The organism is Clostridium hydrogeniformans DSM 21757, from assembly GCF_000686705.1.
GTDB classification, from domain to species: Bacteria; Bacillota; Clostridia; order Clostridiales; family Clostridiaceae; genus Clostridium_Z; species Clostridium_Z hydrogeniformans.
This window is the reverse complement of record NZ_KK366006.1, coordinates 94,525-114,918: the sequence shown is the minus strand read 5'-3', so window position 1 is coordinate 114,918 and position 20,394 is coordinate 94,525. Positions and strand designations below refer to the sequence as shown.

Below are 20,394 nucleotides of genomic sequence, written 5' to 3'. Positions count from 1 at the left end.
AAAAATAGTTCCAACCTATGCATCATTTCTATTTAGGAAAATTTAAATATTTTTTTGAGTTTTTTATAAGATATTTTTAAGTAGATAAACCTACCAATAGTTCTTTATATTTAGAATATACATTTTTATAAAGAGAAATCCATGAGTTATTCTTAGTTGGTTTATCAGGGATTGTATCTAGAATTTTAACTAAATTTAGGGCAAAGTCATATATAAGGTTTAATTGTTTTTTTAAGTCTTCATCTAATGAAATAAGATGATTATTTTCTTTAGATTTAGATAATATAGAATCAAAATAGGTAAAATCCTTATATTCTTCATAAGAAAGACCACGATTCTCAGCAGTATGGAATAATATATAGAGTTCTGATTTCATAAGGTTTAAGTTACTGTAGATTTTTATAAGTTCTATATCTTTAATAAAATCTTTATCCTTAGTAGAATCTATTGAATTTTTTATTTCATCCCCATTAGTTTTTATTTTATAAAATGAAAAGTATAATGATTTATTAGATATTTCATTATATGTTTTTATATACTTAATAAATTCGTAGGATATTAAAGAAGTAATGGTTAACGCTGATATAATCAGTATTATAAGAATTATTTTAAACTTAGATAATTTCATAGTATATACTTCCCCCTTAGGATAATTATATTATAGGTTTCTTAATTATGTAACTAAAAGAATTATATTAAATCAATTAATTGTAATATTTTAAAAAGGATTTTATATAATAAGTGATGAATTAATGATATAAAATACATTATGGGGGAGAAGTTATGAAGTTTGTTGATTTACATTGTGACACCGCAGGTAAGCTATACTATGGAAAGGAAGAAAAACTTAAAAAGAATAACTTAAGTGTTGATATAGAAAAACTTAAAAAAGCTCAAGCTATGGCACAATTTTTTGCCTTGTTTATAGCTAAAGATCATTGCGAGAATTTATTTAATACATGTGATGAAATGTTAGATAATCTTTTAATGGAGTTAAAGGAAAATGAAAGTGAAATATCCTTAGCATTAACATACAATAATGTTATTGAAAACAGTAGCAGTGGCAAGTTATCAGGAATAATAACCATTGAGGAAGGTGAAGCCTTAATGGGAGATATGAAGAACTTACATTACTTTTATAATAAGGGGGTAAGACTTATAACATTAACATGGAACTTTGAGAATTCCATAGGATATCCTAATTTTAATGAAGAGTTTATGAATAAGGGGCTTAAGGATTTTGGAATAGACTTAGTAAGGGAGATGAATAGATTAGGAGTTATAATTGATGTATCTCATCTTTCAGATGGAGGGTTTCATGATGTAGCAAAGTATTCAGAAAAGCCTTTTGTAGCATCACACTCTAATGCAAGGTATGTAAAAGACCATAGGAGAAATTTAACTGATTCAATGATTAAAACTTTAGGAGAAAAAGGTGGAGTTATGGGAATAAACTTTTGTAGCAGTTTTCTTGGAGATTCCTCTAAAGCAACCCTTGATGATATGGTTAGTCATATTAAACATATTAAGAATGTTGGAGGAATAGATGTAATAGCTCTTGGTAGTGATTTTGATGGTATAGGAAATGAAGTGGAGATAAAGGATATTTCAGAAATGAACAAATTATCATTTAAACTACAAAAAGAAGGTTTTTCATATGAGGATATAGAGAAAATATTTCATAAAAATGCATTAAGGGTAATGAAAGAGATTCTTAAATAATAGGAAAAAACATAATAAACATAGGGTATGAATATATATTATTATATGGTTATTAGGAGGATATACTAATATGGCCGATAATGTATTTTATACCTTTAATGAGTATATGAAGTGTGATGATAATAAACTAACAGCATCTATGGAAGATTACCTGGAGATGATATATAGAATTTATGAAGTTAATGGTTACGTAAGGATAAATGAACTTGCCCAGTCATTGAATGTTAAGCCATCATCTGCAACAAAAATGGTTCAAAAACTAAGGGATTTAAACCTTATAAATTATGAAAGGTATGGAGCTATAACCCTAAGTATAGAAGGGGATGAAATAGGAAAAAAACTTTTAAATAGACATAAAACTATAGAATATTTTTTAAAGCTTTTAGGAGTTAAAGAAAATTATATACTAGAGGAAACTGAAAAAATAGAGCATACAATAAATAAAGAAACTTTGTGTTGTATAGAAGATTTTATAGAGTATGTAAAGAATGATAATAATTTTATGGAAGGGTATAATAAATTTAGAATGAATAAATAGTTAAAGTAAACATTTATACCCATCATGAAAATGATGGGTATAGTTCATGTTGTAATTAAATCTAATTTTATTTAATATTCTATATAAGTTTAAAAGTTTACATAAGATTATTTAACATACTATAAGATTATCTATGGGGTATAGTAGCTCTTAGTACGTATAAAATATTTATGTAAGAACTTAATAAGGAGTGAAGCTTATGAGAAACAGAAAAATTTTTAGTGCTTTATTAATATTAATTATAGGTGTTTCATTATTAGTTGGGTGTGGAAATAAAATTAAAGAAGGAAGTAAAGATGAAAATAAAAATCCAAAAAGTATAAAGGTATTTGTACCAGAGGGAATTCCATCTATAGCTATAGCAAAACTTAAAAAAGAGAACACCCAAGTTAATAAAGATTATTCAATAGAATATGAGATAGTTAATACTTCAGATGCTTTAGTATCTAAGGTATTAAATAATGAGGCTGAAATTGCTATTGTACCATCAAATCTTCCAGCTCAAAGTTATAATAAAGGACTTAAGTATAAATTAGCTGGTACAGTAGGATGGGGAAATATGTACATGGTATCTAATGAGGGAATAGACATAATAAAGGAGCTAAAGGGAAAAGACCTGTACACAATAGGAAAAGGGCTAACACCTGATATAACATTAAGATATATACTAAAAAACAATAATATAGATGCAGATAAGGATGTAAATATAAATTATTTAGTAGGAGCTACAGAGCTGGCACCAACCTTTATAAGTGGAAAGGCAAAGAATGCTGTAATTCCTGAACCTATGTTATCTAATGTTCTTATGAAGAGTAAAAGTGCAAAAATCATAGGGTCTTTAAATGATCAGTGGAAGGAAATAACTAAGAATAATTATGGATATCCACAATCTAGTTTAATAATTAAGGAAGAATTAGTGGATGAGTATAGGGAGTTTGTGGATGATTTTATAAAGAACTTAGTGGAAAGTATAGAGTGGGCTAAAAATAACATAGATAAACTTGGAGATTATTCAGAAGAGTTAAAGTTATCCTTAAATAAGGAAAATCTTAAAACAGTTATGGAAAGATCTAATTTAAATTATATAGAAGCAAAGAATTCTAAGGAGGAATATAAAACTTTTTATAAGGTATTATTTGATTTTCAAGGCAAATCTATTGGAGGAAAGATACCAGATGAAAAACTTTATATGGAATAAAAGATATAATATAGTATCTTTTATACTTTTACTTGTTCTTTGGCAGATACTAAGTATCATAGTAAAAAATGAAGTTATAGTTCCAGCTATTCCCTCTACTTTAAAATCAATTGTTAATATAATTAAGGATGAAAAGTTCTTAAGGGTAATTTTTAGTACTATATTAAGGTTTTTTATAGGGGGAATAGTAACTTTAGTAGTAGCACTAATTATAGCTTTAGTATCATATTATTATAATTTTGTATATCATATATTAAAGCCTATGGTGTCATTCATGAGAGCTGTACCAACAATGGGCATAGTGGTTCTTACTCTTATATGGTTTAGTAATAATCTAGCTCCTATTTTTATTGGATTTTTAGTTGTATTTCCTATAATATATGAAGGGGTATTAAATGCTCTTAACAATTTAGATTATAAAATAATATCCATGGCTAAGCTTTATAAGGTTAAAAGAATAGATCAAATAATATACATATATGGTCCTCATATAATCAATGGGTTAATACCTATACTTCCGTCAGCATTAGGTCTTATGATGAAGGTCATAATAGCAGGGGAAGTATTAGGGCAACCATCCTATGCTATTGGAACAAGCCTTCAAATGGAAAAGCTTTATTTAAATACTAGTGGAGTTTTTTCATGGATAATAATAGTTGTTTTAATAAATTGGATAATAGAATTACTTATAGAAGTTTTATATAAAGGGGTAAGCATATGGAAAGAAAACTAATTGGAGGATATCATATATATAAATCCTTTAAGAATATAGAAGTTTTAAAGGATTTAACCATTGAGTTTCAACCATTTAAAACTACATGTATATTGGGACCATCAGGTTGTGGTAAGACCACATTTTTGAGAATACTTACTGGAGAAGTAGATGAGGATAAAGGTGAAGTTTTAGGAATTAACAATATAGCTTTTGTTTTTCAAGAGGATAGACTTATTCCATGGAAAACAGTAGAAGAAAATATGAAATTTATTTTAAAGAGAAAAGTATCAAGGGAAAATATGAAAGAATATATTAACAAATACATATCTATGGTACAATTAGAGGGTTGTAATCATATGTATCCTAAGGACTTGAGTGGAGGAATGAAGCAAAGAGTTAATATTGCAAGGGCATTTGCATATAATAGTGATATATTGATAATGGATGAGCCATTTAAATCCTTGGATATAAAGACTAAGAAAGAGGTTATAAAAGGATTTAAACATATAAGAGATAAGGAAAAAAGAAGTGTTATACTAGTAACTCATGATATTGAGGAGGCTTTAGAACTTGGGGATTACATTGTAATACTCTCTAATAAACCTACAAGAGTAATAGATGTAATAAATAATAAATTAACTTTTGGGGACATAAAAGATAAAGATGAAAAATATAAAATCTTAAAGACCAACATACTAAAACTTATGAGTTAGGGGAGAGGAATATATGAAAAAATTTTTCGATGTAACTTTGGATTTAAGTGAGGAAACAATAATATATCCAGGGGATCCAAAATTCGAAAAAGAATATATTTGTTCTATAGACATGGGGGATAGCTTTAATATAAGTTCCATAGCTATGGGAAGTCATACGGGAACCCATATAGATGCTCCAAGGCATTTCTATAAGGATGGAGATACTATTGATTCTATAGAAATAGAAAAGTTAATTGGAGAAGCAAAGGTAATAGATTTATTGGAAGCAGAAGAAATAAACAAAGAAATCTTAGAAAAGTTTTATATAGAAGAAGGAGATAGAATACTATTTAAAACGAGAAATTCTAAAATTCTTAGAGAAAATAGATATGAAGAAAATTTTGTTAGTTTAACTAAGGATGGAGCAGAATATTTAATAGAAAAAAATATTAAGTTAGTCGGAATAGACTACTTATCCATTGAGGGGATAAATTCGGAGTTTAATGATGTCCATCTTTTATTACTTAAGAATAATATAGTTATAATTGAAGGGGTAGATTTATTAGATGTTCCGCATGGAGAGTATAATATGTCAGCATTACCACTTAAGATAAAAGGTGGAGATGGGGCACCCGCAAGAGTGATACTTTGGACATAATAATTGTATATTATAGAATTTAACTAAGCTGGAGGATTTACTCCAGCTTAGTTTTGCTTTAATAATCCATGAACTTTATAATTTTTTATATTTAACTTACATGCAGAGATAAATTGAAACCTATCTATATAAAAGTAAAATTAAGAAAGTTTTTTATATTATAATTGATAAATATTTTAGTTTTATAAAAATAAGGTCAATTAGGACATATAAGAAAATTTTACTTTTTATGACATAGATATTATATAAATATGGATTTATGTGATAAATGAAGTAACATAAATAGATTATTAATCATATTATGTATTATATAGAATATGTGAGGTGATTAGTATGTGGCGTTGGTGTGATAAATGTTGTAAGTATCATAGCGTAGAGTGTTGTAAGTGCCATAAACAAGAATGTTGCAAGTGTCGTAAGGAAGAACGTTGTAAGTGTCATAAAGAAGAACATTGTAAGTGCCATAAAGAAGAAAAATGTAAATGTCACAAGCAAGAATGCTGTAAGTGCCATAAAGAAGAACGTTGTAAGTGTCATAAGCAAGAATGCTGTAAGTGTCATAAAGAAGAACGTTGTAAGTGTTATAAAGTAAGATATTATACGTACTATGATGTGGAATATTGTAAGTGCCATAAAGAAGAGCGTTGCAAGTGTCACAAGGAAGAACATTGTAAGTGTCATAAGCAAGAATGCTGTAAGTGTCACAAGGAAGAACGTTGTAAGTGTCATAAAAAGGAATGCTGTAAGTGCCATAAGGAAGAGCGTTGTAAGTGTCATAAAGAAGAATGTTGTAAATGCAGGAAAGAAGAACGCTGTAAGTGTCACAAAGAGAATAAATGTTATATGTAATTAGTAGAATATAATTAATAGATATTCATAGATAATACCATAGGTATTTTAGCTTTAAAAAGTTAAAATACCTATCTTTACGTTAAATATTATTTTATAACTGTCTTTTCCATTGAGCCAAAAGTTTTATAAAAATATATGGTGGATAATAGGTATATGGTGGCAGTTATAAAATAAGGTATTTCATAACCGAAGGGTAAGTTTTTCATAATATATCCACCTAGCATAGCACTAAAAGCTCTTGATAGATTATTTGAAATACTATTTAGGCTAGAGTATGTTGAACGTTTACTATCTTCTATGAGTTCCATAGATAAACTGTTTATAACAGGACCGGCCATATTCATAAGACCATTTCTAAATAAAAGGGCACAGGCAACTATATAAATATTTGGGGGGAGGGCAATTAGCATTAAAAAGGGTATAGAAACACTTTGGCATATTAAAATAGTTTTAATTCTACCAAATTTTGCAGCCATATAAGGGGTAATAAGTCCTCCAAGTCCCATAGAGCATTGAGCCAAGGACATTATAACACCGATATCACTAGTAGAAGCATGAACTTTATAACGAAGATATATATTGAAATAGGGAACTACAAGACCAGCCCCGAAACCTATTAGTAAATTATATATAATAAATTTTCTAGGGTAAGGTTCCTTGCATAATATAAGGATGTCTTTAAAAAAATTATCATGATTTTTAACAGAGCCTTTTGTATTTTTTATAGAAAGAATAAATATACATGAAATAAGACCTAGAAACCCACAAACTATTATAGAATATTTTAATGCTATTAAAAGGCCTACTTTATTACTCAATCTGTTTGAGAGTTCACCAAATACAAAATAACCAAACATAGTAGAAAAAACATTATCAGCAAAAGAGTAGCTAAATAGTTTAATCCTATTTTTAGAAGTACTATTATCCATTAAGAAGGGACCTTCTGATACCATTAAGAATCCTTGGGAAGCCCCTTGAAGTACTGCTAGAAATAAAATTACATATTTGTTAGGAATAATACCCTGAAGTATGGTAAGAAGAGGGACTATACTCATAGTTAGAAGAATCCCTTTTTTTCTACCAATTTTATTTACTATCATAGCACAAGGTATTGAGGCAAAAGCAATAGCGAAGGTTTTAAAGCTTAATATAAGGCCAAGAAACCCCTCGTCAATATTAAGTTCCTTTATATATATTCCTTGAAGCATGCTAAAGGCTCCCATAGATACATAAAAAAATGAAATTGATAATAAGTATATTTTAGCGTTCTTAGGAAGGGCCTTTAAATTTTTTATAAATCTCATGAAATCACCCCTGAAAGTTCTTATATCAATGATAATTATACCAGTTTAATAACATATAATTTAAATATTCATAGTAGATTTTAAAAAGGTAGTAACAGATTTTATATAAATTAGTTGATAATTAATAATTCATATATGTTAAACTATAAGTAATAAAGGTTTCTTATATATGATTAAATTAAAATATATTTTATAAGAAATAATACAATGCTTTTTAGGGGGAGAATATGAATAATAATTATAGGTTTTTCAGCAATAAACAGTGTGAATATTTTCCATGTCATAAGGTGGAGAATGAGGAAGACTTTAATTGCTTGTTTTGTTACTGTCCTTTATATTTTTTAGAAAACTGTGGTGGAAATAATAAGGTAGTCTATGGAGTTAAAGATTGCTCGAGCTGCATGATACCTCATAATCCTAAAGGTTATGATTATATAATAAAAAAGATAGTGGAAGTAAATGATGTAAAAAGAGAAGCAATATTTAAGGAGAAAAAGAAATAAAAAAGAAATAAAAAATGTACCCTATAGTCTAGACATTTAAAAAGTCTGTTCTATAGGGTTTCTTTATTCATTAAAGCCCAGATATAATAATATTATTTAGCAGTTTAATATAATAGGTGGTAAGTAAAGATGAAATTTAATTCTAGGGTTTTAATATAAGTCCTTAACTTATACATTAAAAATATCATTGACTTGTCTTGCTTTAGCCAGGTGGATAAATTAACTTTAAAACTTAAAACCCTATAGTTTTTACCTTAAATAAATTATATTTTAACTAGTGATAAGGACGATGAAATTTATGGATAAATGTATGACATAAGGTTTATAATAAATAAATTTAAAAAATAATAAAAAAGTTTGTGGGTTTTCATATACATAATGAGTCTAAATTAATGAAAAGAGTTTTATTCTATGAACTTAAGTACTTATAGAGAGTTATTTATATAGGTAATAAAGTTTTATTTACTGTGAGGAGAAGAATAGATGAAGAGAAATGGAAGTTTAACTATAGCAATATCATTGATGCTCCTTGTAATAATTTGGATTATTTTTATTTATAATCAAGGGGTTGGATTAAAGCTTATTTGGTTTTGGCCAATTATATTAATAGTTTTAGGTATAGAAATACTTATTAATTATAAAAAACATAAGATAAGAAAAAAATTTAACTTTGGAATAATAATCATATTAATTATTGCAGGATTTTCAGAAGGTCTTATGCAAAATTGGGATGTGGTAAACCAGCATACTTTTATTAAGAGCTTTAAGATTAAGATGTTTACAGAAAAAATAGACTTAAGTAAAACCATAGATACAAGAGGAATTAAAGAGATAAACATAGGTTCTAATTCATTAGATATAAAATTATATAGGGCTAATGATGACAGTTTAACTTTTAATGGAGAGGTAGAAACCGTAGAAGAAATAGTAAAGGAATATGAAGATAACTTTTATTATATAGAGAATGGAAAACTTAATTTAAACTTTAGGAAATTTAATGCTAAAAGTATAAAAGGAGATTTATATGTACCAAAAGGAATTAAGGTAAATATGGACATTAATGGGGGAAGAATTATTAATATAGATCCTTTAGAAGATACAGAGATAAGTGCTAAAGGCGACTACTGTAATTTTGATTTTAGAAAGATTAAAAAATTAAAATTAGAAAATACTTCAGGACAAATATATATAAGGGATATAAAAGATGCTGAAATTAAAAGTAAGAATATGAACATATCCCTAGAAGGATATATAGATAAATTGAACTTACAGGGGGAAGACGGGGAGGTAAATGGAAAGATAAATACATTTTCTAACTTAAATATAGATTCTAAGTGGGGGAAGGTAAAGATAAATTCTAAGGAAAAGAATTTTATATTAACAGGAGAAGTAAAGGCAGGAGATATAAGATTTAATGATAAAACAGTAAATGGAAAAATTAAGGAAATTATAGGTGTGGGAAAAAATAAGATTAATATAGAACTTGATAAAGGAAGTGTTTATATAAGGTGTGAGGAGTGAATTAGTAATGCTGGAGGATGATTTTATAGAAAGTCTAAAGGAAGGCAATGAAGAAGCTTTTATTGAATTTGTTAATCTATATAAAAGCAAAATAATATCCCTATGTTACTCTTACACTGAAGATGTACATGAAGCAGAGGACATGTCCCAAGAGGTTTTTATTGCAGTTTATAAAAATATCAAAACCTTTAGAAAAGAAAGCTCTCTGTCTACCTACTTGTATAGAATAAGTATCAATAAATGTTTAAGTTACAAAAGGAAGGAGAGTTTTAAGTCTATGCTACTTAATTTCTTTATAGAGGAAAAGGCTGTAGAAGAGGACATGGAGTTAAAAACCTATGTTAGACAAGAGATAAAGAAATTATCAAAGGATTTAAAAACACCTTTAGTATTATATTATTATGTGGGGCTTAGTTACAAGGAAATATCAGAGGTTCTTGAAACCACAGAAAGAACAATAGAAGGAAGAATTTATAGAGCTAAAAAAATACTAAAAGAAAAATTTAAGGGAGAGGAGGCGCTTTTATGGAAAGAAAACAGGATATTTTAGATGATCTTATCTTTATATCGGGGACTGTAGAAGTTAAAGAAAATTATAATAAGGAATTATTGTATAAGCTAAAAGAAAGTAATAAACCAAGTATAAGTGAAGATAAAACTAATTGGATTTCAAATAGAAGTTTAGGAGCAAGTTTTTTAGTAAGTGGGATTATCATAATGATTTTCAATAACTTAAATATGGAAGTGATTAGTGCCTTGAATAACTCAAAAGACATGATATTTAATTTTATCTATAATATATGGAAGTGATGAGGAGGAAAATATATGAATAGGAATAATGGATTTTTAAACTTTATATTTGCTTGTATACCAGGGGTTGGGCTTATGTATAACAGACTAATAAAAATGGGATTAAGTATTTTAATACTTTTTATGCTTTCAATTAATTTATTAGATTTTATAGGGTTAAATGATCTTACTACGGTTGTTATCGTACCATTATGGTTTTATAGCTTCTTTAAAACTTTTGAAGTAAATAGAAGAATATTAAATGGTGAATTTATAGAAGATAAGTTTATATTTGTAGAAGATTCTAATATAAATATAAAAGCAGATTCAACTAAAGTATTGGGAGTAGTTTTTATAATCTTAGGAGGTGTGGCTTTATTAAACAGGACATTACATGAATTTTTGGATTATAGAATGCTAAGAATTATAAGAGGATATTTAGGACCAATCCTTTTTATAATTTTAGGAGTAATAATACTTATATTTAGTTTAAATAAAAATGATAATAGGGATATAAGTAATGAGGAATAAAAAAGTCCAGTTTACATTAATTAAGAGTTAACATGATAAAGATATAAAGAATTATAGGATTAAGCTTATTTAAGGGATATAGTGGATATAATAAAGATATCTATTATATTCCTTTAGTTTTAAAATTTGAATTTTAAGTTAGTTAAATATGTTTCATTAATCATATTGACAAGTTGTACATAGTAATAGAAAATTGAAGTAATAGATTTTTTTGAGTGAGGTGGATTAGGTGAGGTTTTGGAATAACATAGAAAAATATTTAGACATAATTATAGCAGTAGTCATAGGATATGTGCTAGTAAAGTTTATAGATAACTACTCTTATTTTTTCCAGGAGATTTCGTCAGTAGTTAAAATAGTATCTCCTTTTATATATGCCTTTATTATTGCATATATATTAAATCCTTTAATGAGTTTTTTCGAAAGGCGTTTAAAACTTAAAAGGATATATAGTTTGATATTAACTTATACAATGATAATAGGTTTAATAATATTATTAGCCATATATTTTATACCAGAATTAGTTACAAGTATTTTAGATATGATAAAGAATGCACCACAGTTTATGACAGATTTCCAAGGCTGGGTAGATAATATATTAAAGCATGAGGATGTACAAAATATAAAGCAGTACCTAAATTTTGATACAAGCTTTATTACTTCCAAGGGAACTACCATAGTTATAAATATATTAAATACTTTTATGGAAAGAATTTTGTCTTTTACAAATATCATCATAAAATGGGTTTTTGGATTTATAATATCTATATATGTGCTTGCGGATAAGGAAAGGTTTATAAAAGCAATAAAGAAAATCACTATCTTTATATTTAAAGAAAAAAATGGGAATAACATAATAAAGTTAGTTTCTAATCTAGATAGAATGATAGGAGTATATATAGGTATAAAAGCTATAGATTCAATGATTATAGGAATTATAGCCTTTATTGGATTATCAATATTAGGTTCACCATATGTTTTAGTACTAGCATTAGTAGTTGGTATTACTAATATGATTCCATACTTTGGACCATTTATAGGTATGAGTGTGGCCTTTATAATAAATATATTTATAAGTCCATTTAAAGCCTTGTTAGTTCTTGTATTTTTATTCCTTCTTCAGCAGTTTGATGGATGGTATTTGGATCCAAAGCTTATAGGTGGAAAAGTAGGATTAAGTCCTTTTCTTATAATACTAGCAGTAACCATTGGTGGAGGACTATATGGGGTTTTAGGAATGATTTTAGCAGTGCCTATAATGGCAGTGGTGAAAATTTACCTAGATAAGCTTTTAAATAAATCTATAGAGTAGTGGATATATTGCAAACAGTCTAATATTATAAAATATTAGACTGTTTTTGTTTTTTAATAAGAAATTATATACAATGATTAGTTTTAATGTAATATAATAAACTTATATGATAAATATGTAAAAGTAATTATGGGGTATAAGAGGTGGGGAGTAATGATTACAGATTATTTGGAAAATAATTATAAGATTATTTTTAAAATCATAATATTTTTTATGGTTTTATTACTAGGGATATTTTTAAAAAGCGTATATATTAAAATAATTTTTACAGGAATAATTATGGGAATATATATTCTTAAGAGTTATAGAGAAAGTACTTATTATAAAAAAATAAAAGATTTAGAGAAAAAATTAGAGTTTTATAAGGAAAAAGAAAGAAAAGAAGTAAGGGAAGGTAAAAATATAACTTTAAAAAAAGAAGAAGATGAAAAAAATTATTTGCCTATAATTTCTCATGAGTTTAGAACACCATTAACATGTATACTTGGATTTTCTAAAATAATTAAAAAGAAATTAAATAAAACAGTATTATATGAGATTAATGAGTTAAAAAAAGAGAATGAGGATAAAAGGTTAATTACAATAGAAAATGAAATGAAAAAAATTTTAGAAAAGATAGATATAGTAATAGAAGAGGGAGAGAAGTTGACATCAATGATGAACTCCTTATTTTCTCTAACTAAAATTGAAAGAGGAGAAGTAACATATAAAAAAGAAGAAGTTTCTATGGAAGAAGTAATAAATAGATCTATAATCACTTGCTATAAAGTAGCTATGGAGAAAAATATAGAGATTATAGAAGAGATAGAAGGGGAACTTCCTAATATAATAGGAGATAAAGATAAATTAATTCAGTTAATGATTAATTTAGTACATAATGGAGTTAAATTCACAAAGGTTGGAAAAGTTATATGTAAAGCTAGAGCACATAGGGATAATATAATTATTTCTGTAGAAGATACAGGAAGAGGAATGAAGAGTGAGGAAATACCTCTATTATTTAATAAGTTTTATCAAGGGAATAATGATGGAATTAGTTATAATGAAGGGTGTGGACTTGGACTAGCTATTTCAAAATCGATAGTAGAAAGTCATGGAGGAGCCATTTGGGTGGAGTCTGAGGAGAATACTGGAAGTAGGTTTACATTTACTATTCCATGTAAGTCATGTTTTTAGAAGGTTTGATGATATATAGAATTTATGTTTAAAGTTTAATAACATATTATTTTTAGGGTACAAACAGGCTATGAAGAAGGAAACTAGAATACAGTGAGAATTGGGTAAGGTTTGGGGTTGAAACTTGGTTTATCAAGAAAAAGGGTGGGAATATGAAAAAAATACTTTTAATAGAGAGTAATAAAAATTTAAAAAAACTGCTAATAAGTATTCTTGAAGATATTGAGGAAGAGGAAATTAATATAATAGAAGAGGAAGATGTAGAGAAGTCAATTCAAATTATAAATACTGAGGTTCCTGACATAGTATTTATACATGGAGGGGATAGGAGGGTAGAATATACTAGAATTCATGAGGTATTAAAGACACATATTAAGTTAAAAAGAATTAAAGTAGTTTTATTGACTACAAGGGAAGAGATTTGCGGTGATAATCATAAGAAAAATACAGGGGTAGATTTATATTTATATAAACCTTTTGATCCAGAATTTTTATTAGAAAAACTTTGCGATATGCTAAATATAAATTATGTTTAAAAAGCTTTAACACTAATTTTGTAATGAATTTAGTGTTAAAGCTTTTATTTTCATAGAAGGTAGAATTATTTTTTTATTAATAAACAAATAGACTGAGAAGAAATACCTTCACCAGTTCCAGTAAAACCAAGACCCTCTTCTGTTGTAGCTTTTATGTTAAGCTGATTTAAGTCTATATTTAGTATTTTACATAAGATTTCCTTCATAGAAGGTATATGTGGTGCCATCTTAGGTTTTTGTGCGATTATTGTAGCATCAATGTTTGAGATAAGATATCCTGCTTTTTTTATAAGCTCATTAACATGGACTAAAAGATCTAAGCTAGAAGCACCTTTAAATCTAGAATCTGTATCTGGAAAATGAGTTCCTATATCTCCTAAGGCACAAGCACCGAGAAGAGAATCCATTATAGCATGGGTTAATACATCAGCATCTGAATGACCAAGAAGGCCTTTTTCATAAGGAATTTTTACTCCACCTATAATTAAGTCGCGATTAGTAGTTAGTTTATGTACATCATATCCCATTCCAACTCTCATATTTTATGTACCTCCTAAAATTTTTACTTTAAATATAATGAATCTTTAAAGAGATTATAACATAAGCTTAGAATTTTATAAAAATATATAAACAAAACTTTAAGTATAATGAGGTATAAAAAATAATAGGACTTATTGTATAATAGAATAAAACAAAGGTGAATTTATTTACTAACAAGTTTTTATCCTAGAGAGTTTAGTAAAGGAAGTTATGAAGTTTATAACTTATATTTTTAGTATTAAAGGTAGAGGATTAAAAAATAAGTATGTGGCAACAAAAATAAGACAAAAGCTTAATAAGCTTTTGCTAAAAAACATACAATATAGAATTGAATATTGTTAAATTGGAGAAATAGTTTAAATATTGAAAAAATTATTGCGGTAAAAGTTCTCTTTAGTTTTATTACTAGGGTTTTTAGAGGGTTTAAAAAATATGGACTTTAGTTTTTTAAATGGATAATATATATAATTTCTTAATTTATAATATAGCCTAGTATATGATTTAATCTTTTGGTTCTTTTTTTTCTTAGAGGAAAAATCCACATAAATGACTTTATTCTTCATTTAAGAACCACCTTTCAATGTTGTTATTAATTATTATACTATACTATAGTATAATTGTTAATGAATTTTAGAGTAATATTAAGTTTAGTTATTAAATTAGTAAAAGGAGGGGAATTCATGAATAAAAAAACATTAGGCGGGATTTTAATTTTAATAGGAGTAATTATTATTGGTATAACAGGATATTTAAAATATGATTCTTTCAAAAAGGAAAAGGATATGAGAGAAAAGTTTGAAAGTGCTTTAAAGAACTTAGAGAATAAAAGTGAAAATGGGGAAAAAGAAAAGAGTCCAGAAGGAAAGGGCGATGATGATAAAGTTGAGGCTTTAGGGATAATGATAATTCCTAAGATTAATATGAAGGCAGCAATAGGGTCAGGGACAGAAGAAAAAGTTTTAAATTATTATTTAGGACATTTTGAAAATACAGCTTTCCCAGGAGAGAATGGGAATTTCTCAGTTGCAGGCCATAGAAATTATGTGTATAACGAGTTCTTTAGAGATGTAGACAAGCTTGAAAATGGTGATGAAATATTAGTTAGGGCAGAAAAGGGAGAATTTAAGTATAAGGTAGATAAAAGCTTTGTAGTAAACCCAGAGGATATACATGTCCTTGATAAAACAGAAGATGCAACAATAACTTTAGTGACTTGTACAACGGATAGTAAAAGAAGGTTAATAGTAAAAGGAACTTTAGTTAAAGAATAATATTTACAGAATATGGAACTTATCAACAGGTAGATGTGGATAATGTTAATAATTACCATAAAGTGTAAGGAGAGTATATATGATTTATATTTCAATAATAGTGTTAGTTATTTTAGGAATATACTTTTTAACAGCTTATTACTTTAATCAAATTATTACGAGAAAAGTAGCTGATGAAGAATCAATGCTAGAAGACCAAGTTAATAGAAAGTTAGTTGATAAAGAATACTATGATAATTTACATAAAGAAGAAGTTACCCTAACATCTCACGATGGATTAAAATTAAGAGGAATCTTTATAGATAAGGGATCAAAGAATACTATTATATTTTGTCATGGAATTACTGTAGGACTAATATGGTCATTAAAGTATATAAAAATATTTGAGAAAAGGGGATGGAATATATTACTATATGACCATAGAAGGCATGGACAAAGTCAAGGAAAATATTCAACCTATGGATATTTAGAGAAGAAAGATTTAGACTTATGGGTAAATTGGGTAATAGATAAAAAAGGGAAGGATTCTATAATAGGATTGCACGGGGAATCTATGGGAGCGGCTACAACATTACAATATTTAGAGATAAATAAGTATGTTAAATTTATAATAGCAGACTGTGCTTTTTCTGATCTTACAGAACTTTTATCAAGGAAAATTAAAGAGGATTATAATATAATATTATATCCACTTTTACACCTAAGTAATCTATTAACTAAAATTAAAGCAAAATTTTATTATCAATGGGTAAAACCAATAGAATCTGTAAAGAAATCTACTATTCCGGTAATGTTTATACATGGAAACAAGGATTATTTTGTACCTTGGGATATGAGCATCTCTATGTATAATGCTAAGTCAAAGGGGATTAAAAGACTTTATATAGCAGAAGGAGCAGCTCATGCAAGAGCAATAGAAGTGGATAAGGAAAGATACGAAAAAGAGGTTATGCTTTTTGTAGAAGAGGTCTTAAAGAAAGGTTAGGAGGAGAAGATTTGAGGAGAAAAAATATAATATATATAGGCCTTATTATAATAATAGGTGTTATAGGATTTTTAGGATTTCAGTGGAAGGAAAGAGTTAATAATACAGTAAATGTAGCTAAGGAAGAGGAAAAAAAAGAAATTATAAAAGAGAAAGAGGAACCTAAGGAAGAAGTAAAGCTAAAAGATAATTCCATAGGAGTCCCAGTGCTTTACTATCATTCTATATATGATAATCCTAAAAAGGATGAACTTATAGTATCTAAAGAAATGTTTAGAGAGCAGATGAAATATTTAAAAGATAATAATTATAAAACTTTAACATTAACTCAGCTTCAAGAATATATAAGAGATAATAAAGAGGTTCCAGAAAAGTCTGTAGCAATAACTTTTGATGACGGATGGGGAGATAATTATGAGAATGCTTATCCAGTATTAAGAGAGTATGGTTTTAATGCTACTATATTTGTTATAACATCAATGGTTGATAACCACCATCTTTATTTAAAGTCTAAAGAAATAAAAGAGATGAGTGAGAATGGAATAGAAATAGGTAGTCATACAGTAAACCATGATAATTTAATAGAAATATCTAAAGAAAAGAGAAAAAAGACTCTAGAGGATTCAAAGAAGTCTTTAGAGGACATAATAAAAAAACAGGTTACATCTATAGCTTATCCTTTTGGAACATATAATAATGATGTATTAAAGGATAGTAAAGCGTTAGGATACACCCTTGGATTTACTACAGATAAAGGCTGGGGAAATGGAAAAAATGATTTATTTAAGATAAAAAGGGTATATGTAAATGGTAATGCTAATATGGATGTATTTAAAGAAAGACTTAATAACCCTAATTATAAATAAGTGGTGGATTATCCACCACTTATTTTAATATATTCATAGAATCTATTGTTTTAGATGAGGAGCTTATAAGTTTATTTATTTCAAGGAGTTCAGCTTTAGAGAGATATCTCCAGGAACCAATTTTTAGGTTTTCTAAGGAGATATTCATTATTCGTATACGTTCTAGTTTTTTTACATCATAGCCAAGATATTCACACATTCTTCTTATTTGTCTATTTAGCCCTTGGGTTAAGATTATCCTAAAAACATATTTACTTTCCTTTTGTACAAAGCACTTCTTAGTTACAGTATCTAATATGGGAATTCCATTTCTCATTTTCTTAATAAAATCTTCAGTTATGGGTTTATTAACGGTTACTATATATTCTTTTTCATGATTATTTCCAGCTCTAAGAATTTTATTAACTATATCTCCATCATTAGTTAAGAGTATTAAGCCTTGGGAATCCTTATCTAATCTTCCTATAGGGAAAATTCTTTTTTTATGAGATATAAAATCTACAATATTTCCTTTAATATGTTCCTCTGTAGTGCAGGTTATTCCTACAGGTTTGTTTAAAGCTATATATATAAGATCATTGTCTTTAGAAATCAATTTGCCATTAACTTTAACAACATCATCTTTACTTACTTTCATACCAGTTGAAGCAATAGAGCCATTTAGAGTTACTTTTCCATTTTCAATGAGTTTATCAGCTTCACGTCTTGAGCAGATTCCACTATCACTTATAAACTTGTTTAACCTTACAGAATCCTTTGAGTCATTATGAACTATTAGTTTTTCTTTAGGTTTATCAGTATCATTTTTTTTATATTTATTATTTTTATACCTATTCATTGGAGTACACCTTTCTAAGAATTTAATTATAAATAAGAAATTATAGATTTAAGAAAGTATTTTTAAAAACCTATAATTTTAAAATTTATATAATATATTATATATTAACATAGGAAGTATAATCTTTAATTACAGAATAACCTATTTAAAATATTAAAATACTTTCCTTATAAGAGTTTACCATAACTATAACTTTAAGACACCTAATTTAATATGGGTAAGCAGTTAAGTGTTAAAAGAAGAGAAGGTTTTATTTTTAAATTACAGGATATACAATGCCTAATAGAAGTTTAGGTATTTTAATAACTTGAACTAGATAACACAATAAGTTAATTTAAAATCAATATTATAAGATAAAAGTAATTTTTAATATACTTAGAATTAATGAGAACTGTGGTTGTTATAGGAGCTAATAGTAAATAAATCTAAATAATAATTATTATGAATAAAAAAAAGATATTGCAACAACCTATGTATAAGTGTATAATAAAATTAAAATATACGGTAGTAGGGTATATGAGGAGGAAAAAACTATGAAAAACGTAACAATTTATACATCAAATACATGTCCACATTGTGTAACTGCAAAGGAATATTTTAAGGCTAATAATGTTTCTTATGAAGAGAAAAATGTAAATGAGAATACTGCATATAGAAAAGAATTAATGGCAATGAAGATTATGAGTGTTCCAGTAATAAAGATAGACGAAGAAGTAGTTGTTGGCTTCGATAAAGAAAAAGTAGAAGCATTACTTAAATAGAAAATTAGTAAAAAGGTAGGGAGTCCTACCTTTTTATTTTACAAAAAAATCTTTTCCATTATTATTTATACTAGGATTTAATTTATTATTTATGATTACCTCTTTAGTTTTTGGTAGAGAATCAAAATTCAATGGGTTTTTAGTAATAAACATTGACACCTTTTTATCATCATTTATAACTTTATTTTGTATAGAAGAATTAATAAGAGAAGATAATCCTTCATCTAAATTAGAATTTTTTAATGAAAGACTATTAATTAGCTTTCTACCTTTTGAAGAACTAGTATCAACATTTATAATTTTATTAAGTTTATTTACATCCATAGTAATGGTTGTCCCTATGTCGATTACTATGGTAGTATTAGAGCTCTTATATGTAAAGTTATAAACTCCATAGGCTATTAATAATACTATTGATACTATTATGCCTAACTTTATTATATGTTTAAGGCTTCTACCTTTCTTACCTGTTATTATCTCCCCAACTTCACAGGATGTATGAGGAAGTATATTTAAAAATAATCCATAGGAGGTTAATATAAAACAAGAGTTATTTTTATTAACCATTAAATTTAATCCAGTTATATTATTTTCCTTCATTTCATAATTAACATCCTCAGTAACGTCTTCATATTCATTAGTATTTAAGTAGTTTCTCATATTATGATATCTTTTATTATTAATTATTATAAGATATGCAGTTATATATCCTTGCCATTTATTAATGAATAGTGGGGTCTGACCAGTCTCAAAGGATAATTTTTTTATAGGGAGAGTCCTTTTGCTTTCTAGAAAGCTTAAAATACTCTCATTATTTTTTATAAAAAATGCTATGTTTAGCAGTTCATTTCTTGTGGTAAGATTAGGTTTATCTACAGATAAATCTTTTATATTAAAACCATAGACTTTAAGTTCTTTATGAAAAAAGTACACTTCCTTCTTTCGAATTTCATCTATATCCTTACTTAGTACGTGAATTTTGTTCTTATAAGAAAAGCTATACTTATTTTCATATAGTGATAAAATCTTCATAACATAATCACCTCCATTACATACATATACTTTAATGTTAAAGGGTACTGG

Annotated in this window: 24 protein-coding genes; 19 read left to right on the top strand and 5 right to left on the bottom strand. The window is 27.0% G+C overall.

What is annotated here, in order from left to right; all coding sequences use genetic code 11:
* Nucleotides 1–76 precede the first annotated feature (76 nt).
* A complete protein-coding gene (locus BR69_RS0119225) occupies nucleotides 77–628 on the bottom strand; it encodes a hypothetical protein (protein WP_027634654.1) in 552 nt (183 codons plus the stop codon).
* A 155-nt stretch (nucleotides 629–783) separates the two neighbouring features.
* Between BR69_RS0119225 and BR69_RS0119220 the strand changes: the two genes are divergently transcribed.
* The 7 genes from BR69_RS0119220 to BR69_RS21735 all read left to right on the top strand — a co-directional run bounded on the left by BR69_RS0119220 (nucleotide 784) and on the right by BR69_RS21735 (nucleotide 6,375).
* Nucleotides 784–1,722 carry a dipeptidase gene (locus tag BR69_RS0119220; protein WP_027634653.1) on the top strand — a complete coding sequence of 313 codons (939 nt, stop codon included), beginning with the start codon at nucleotides 784–786 and terminating at the stop codon, nucleotides 1,720–1,722.
* Nucleotides 1,723–1,792: 70 nt separating this feature from the next.
* Nucleotides 1,793–2,260: a transcriptional regulator MntR gene (gene mntR, locus BR69_RS0119215; protein ID WP_027634652.1), complete on the top strand. Its 468-nt coding sequence runs from the start codon at nucleotides 1,793–1,795 to the stop codon at nucleotides 2,258–2,260.
* A gap of 199 nt (nucleotides 2,261–2,459) precedes the next feature.
* The gene (locus tag BR69_RS0119210) at nucleotides 2,460–3,458 is read left to right on the top strand and encodes an ABC transporter substrate-binding protein (RefSeq protein ID WP_027634651.1); all 999 of its coding nucleotides are present in this window, start codon (nucleotides 2,460–2,462) and stop codon (nucleotides 3,456–3,458) included.
* Nucleotides 3,436–4,191 carry an ABC transporter permease gene (locus BR69_RS0119205; protein WP_034850158.1) on the top strand — a complete coding sequence of 252 codons (756 nt, stop codon included), beginning with the start codon at nucleotides 3,436–3,438 and terminating at the stop codon, nucleotides 4,189–4,191. Before BR69_RS0119210 ends, BR69_RS0119205 begins: the two co-directional genes overlap by 23 nt.
* Nucleotides 4,176–4,886 (top strand): ABC transporter ATP-binding protein, encoded by a 711-nt coding sequence (locus BR69_RS0119200; protein WP_027634649.1) that lies wholly within the window; start codon nucleotides 4,176–4,178, stop codon nucleotides 4,884–4,886. The genes BR69_RS0119205 and BR69_RS0119200 overlap by 16 nt, the downstream gene beginning before the upstream one ends.
* A 13-nt stretch (nucleotides 4,887–4,899) precedes the next feature.
* Nucleotides 4,900–5,526 carry a cyclase family protein gene (locus BR69_RS0119195; RefSeq protein ID WP_027634648.1) on the top strand — a complete coding sequence of 209 codons (627 nt, stop codon included), beginning with the start codon at nucleotides 4,900–4,902 and terminating at the stop codon, nucleotides 5,524–5,526.
* Between the two features lie 333 nt (nucleotides 5,527–5,859).
* Nucleotides 5,860–6,375 carry a hypothetical protein gene (locus BR69_RS21735; protein WP_150112299.1) on the top strand — a complete coding sequence of 172 codons (516 nt, stop codon included), beginning with the start codon at nucleotides 5,860–5,862 and terminating at the stop codon, nucleotides 6,373–6,375.
* Between the two features lie 89 nt (nucleotides 6,376–6,464).
* On the opposite strand, the gene BR69_RS0119190 is transcribed toward BR69_RS21735, so the two are convergent.
* Nucleotides 6,465–7,682, bottom strand: a complete 1,218-nt coding sequence (locus BR69_RS0119190) for an MFS transporter (protein ID WP_027634647.1) — start codon at nucleotides 7,680–7,682, stop codon at nucleotides 6,465–6,467.
* A gap of 227 nt (nucleotides 7,683–7,909) precedes the next feature.
* On the opposite strand from BR69_RS0119190, the gene BR69_RS0119185 reads away from it, so the two are divergent.
* The 8 genes from BR69_RS0119185 (at nucleotide 7,910) to BR69_RS0119150 (ending at nucleotide 14,050) form a co-directional block, all read left to right on the top strand.
* Nucleotides 7,910–8,185, top strand: a complete 276-nt coding sequence (locus BR69_RS0119185) for a cysteine-rich small domain-containing protein (protein ID WP_027634646.1) — start codon at nucleotides 7,910–7,912, stop codon at nucleotides 8,183–8,185.
* 483 nt (nucleotides 8,186–8,668) lie between these two features.
* On the top strand, nucleotides 8,669–9,706 hold the full coding sequence (locus tag BR69_RS0119180; RefSeq protein WP_027634645.1) for a DUF4097 family beta strand repeat-containing protein: 1,038 nt from the start codon (nucleotides 8,669–8,671) through the stop codon (nucleotides 9,704–9,706).
* A gap of 7 nt (nucleotides 9,707–9,713) precedes the next feature.
* Complete coding sequence (locus BR69_RS0119175; protein ID WP_027634644.1) at nucleotides 9,714–10,256, top strand: RNA polymerase sigma factor; 543 nt, start codon at nucleotides 9,714–9,716, stop codon at nucleotides 10,254–10,256.
* Nucleotides 10,232–10,516 carry a hypothetical protein gene (locus BR69_RS0119170; protein ID WP_027634643.1) on the top strand — a complete coding sequence of 95 codons (285 nt, stop codon included), beginning with the start codon at nucleotides 10,232–10,234 and terminating at the stop codon, nucleotides 10,514–10,516. Before BR69_RS0119175 ends, BR69_RS0119170 begins: the two co-directional genes overlap by 25 nt.
* A 15-nt stretch (nucleotides 10,517–10,531) precedes the next feature.
* A complete protein-coding gene (locus BR69_RS20920) occupies nucleotides 10,532–11,026 on the top strand; it encodes a hypothetical protein (RefSeq protein ID WP_051623703.1) in 495 nt (164 codons plus the stop codon).
* A gap of 229 nt (nucleotides 11,027–11,255) precedes the next feature.
* Nucleotides 11,256–12,338, top strand: coding sequence for an AI-2E family transporter (locus BR69_RS0119160; protein ID WP_027634642.1), 1,083 nt, complete (start codon nucleotides 11,256–11,258; stop codon nucleotides 12,336–12,338).
* 153 nt (nucleotides 12,339–12,491) lie between these two features.
* Nucleotides 12,492–13,514: a sensor histidine kinase gene (locus BR69_RS20915; RefSeq protein WP_051623702.1), complete on the top strand. Its 1,023-nt coding sequence runs from the start codon at nucleotides 12,492–12,494 to the stop codon at nucleotides 13,512–13,514.
* Between the two features lie 152 nt (nucleotides 13,515–13,666).
* Entirely contained in the window at nucleotides 13,667–14,050 is a 384-nt protein-coding gene (locus tag BR69_RS0119150; protein WP_027634641.1) for a response regulator, read from the top strand.
* 65 nt (nucleotides 14,051–14,115) lie between these two features.
* Here the strand turns inward: BR69_RS0119150 and ispF are convergent, their stop codons facing one another.
* A complete protein-coding gene (ispF, locus tag BR69_RS0119145) occupies nucleotides 14,116–14,589 on the bottom strand; it encodes a 2-C-methyl-D-erythritol 2,4-cyclodiphosphate synthase (RefSeq protein WP_027634640.1) in 474 nt (157 codons plus the stop codon).
* A gap of 681 nt (nucleotides 14,590–15,270) precedes the next feature.
* Here ispF and BR69_RS0119135 point away from each other — a divergent pair.
* From BR69_RS0119135 to BR69_RS0119125, 3 genes are all read left to right on the top strand, one after another.
* Complete coding sequence (locus BR69_RS0119135; RefSeq protein ID WP_027634638.1) at nucleotides 15,271–15,861, top strand: class D sortase; 591 nt, start codon at nucleotides 15,271–15,273, stop codon at nucleotides 15,859–15,861.
* 79 nt (nucleotides 15,862–15,940) lie between these two features.
* On the top strand, nucleotides 15,941–16,846 hold the full coding sequence (locus tag BR69_RS0119130; RefSeq protein WP_051623701.1) for an alpha/beta hydrolase: 906 nt from the start codon (nucleotides 15,941–15,943) through the stop codon (nucleotides 16,844–16,846).
* An 11-nt stretch (nucleotides 16,847–16,857) separates the two neighbouring features.
* Nucleotides 16,858–17,712 (top strand): polysaccharide deacetylase family protein, encoded by an 855-nt coding sequence (locus BR69_RS0119125; protein ID WP_027634636.1) that lies wholly within the window; start codon nucleotides 16,858–16,860, stop codon nucleotides 17,710–17,712.
* Nucleotides 17,713–17,731: 19 nt separating this feature from the next.
* Here BR69_RS0119125 and rluF read toward each other — a convergent pair whose 3' ends face one another.
* The gene (gene rluF / locus BR69_RS20910) at nucleotides 17,732–18,550 is read right to left on the bottom strand and encodes a 23S rRNA pseudouridine(2604) synthase RluF (RefSeq protein WP_034850157.1); all 819 of its coding nucleotides are present in this window, start codon (nucleotides 18,548–18,550) and stop codon (nucleotides 17,732–17,734) included.
* 533 nt (nucleotides 18,551–19,083) lie between these two features.
* Here rluF and BR69_RS0119115 point away from each other — a divergent pair.
* Nucleotides 19,084–19,311: a glutaredoxin family protein gene (locus BR69_RS0119115; RefSeq protein ID WP_027634635.1), complete on the top strand. Its 228-nt coding sequence runs from the start codon at nucleotides 19,084–19,086 to the stop codon at nucleotides 19,309–19,311.
* Between the two features lie 33 nt (nucleotides 19,312–19,344).
* Here BR69_RS0119115 and BR69_RS0119110 read toward each other — a convergent pair whose 3' ends face one another.
* Nucleotides 19,345–20,343 carry an anti-sigma-I factor RsgI family protein gene (locus BR69_RS0119110; protein WP_027634634.1) on the bottom strand — a complete coding sequence of 333 codons (999 nt, stop codon included), beginning with the start codon at nucleotides 20,341–20,343 and terminating at the stop codon, nucleotides 19,345–19,347.
* Nucleotides 20,344–20,394 lie beyond the last annotated feature (51 nt).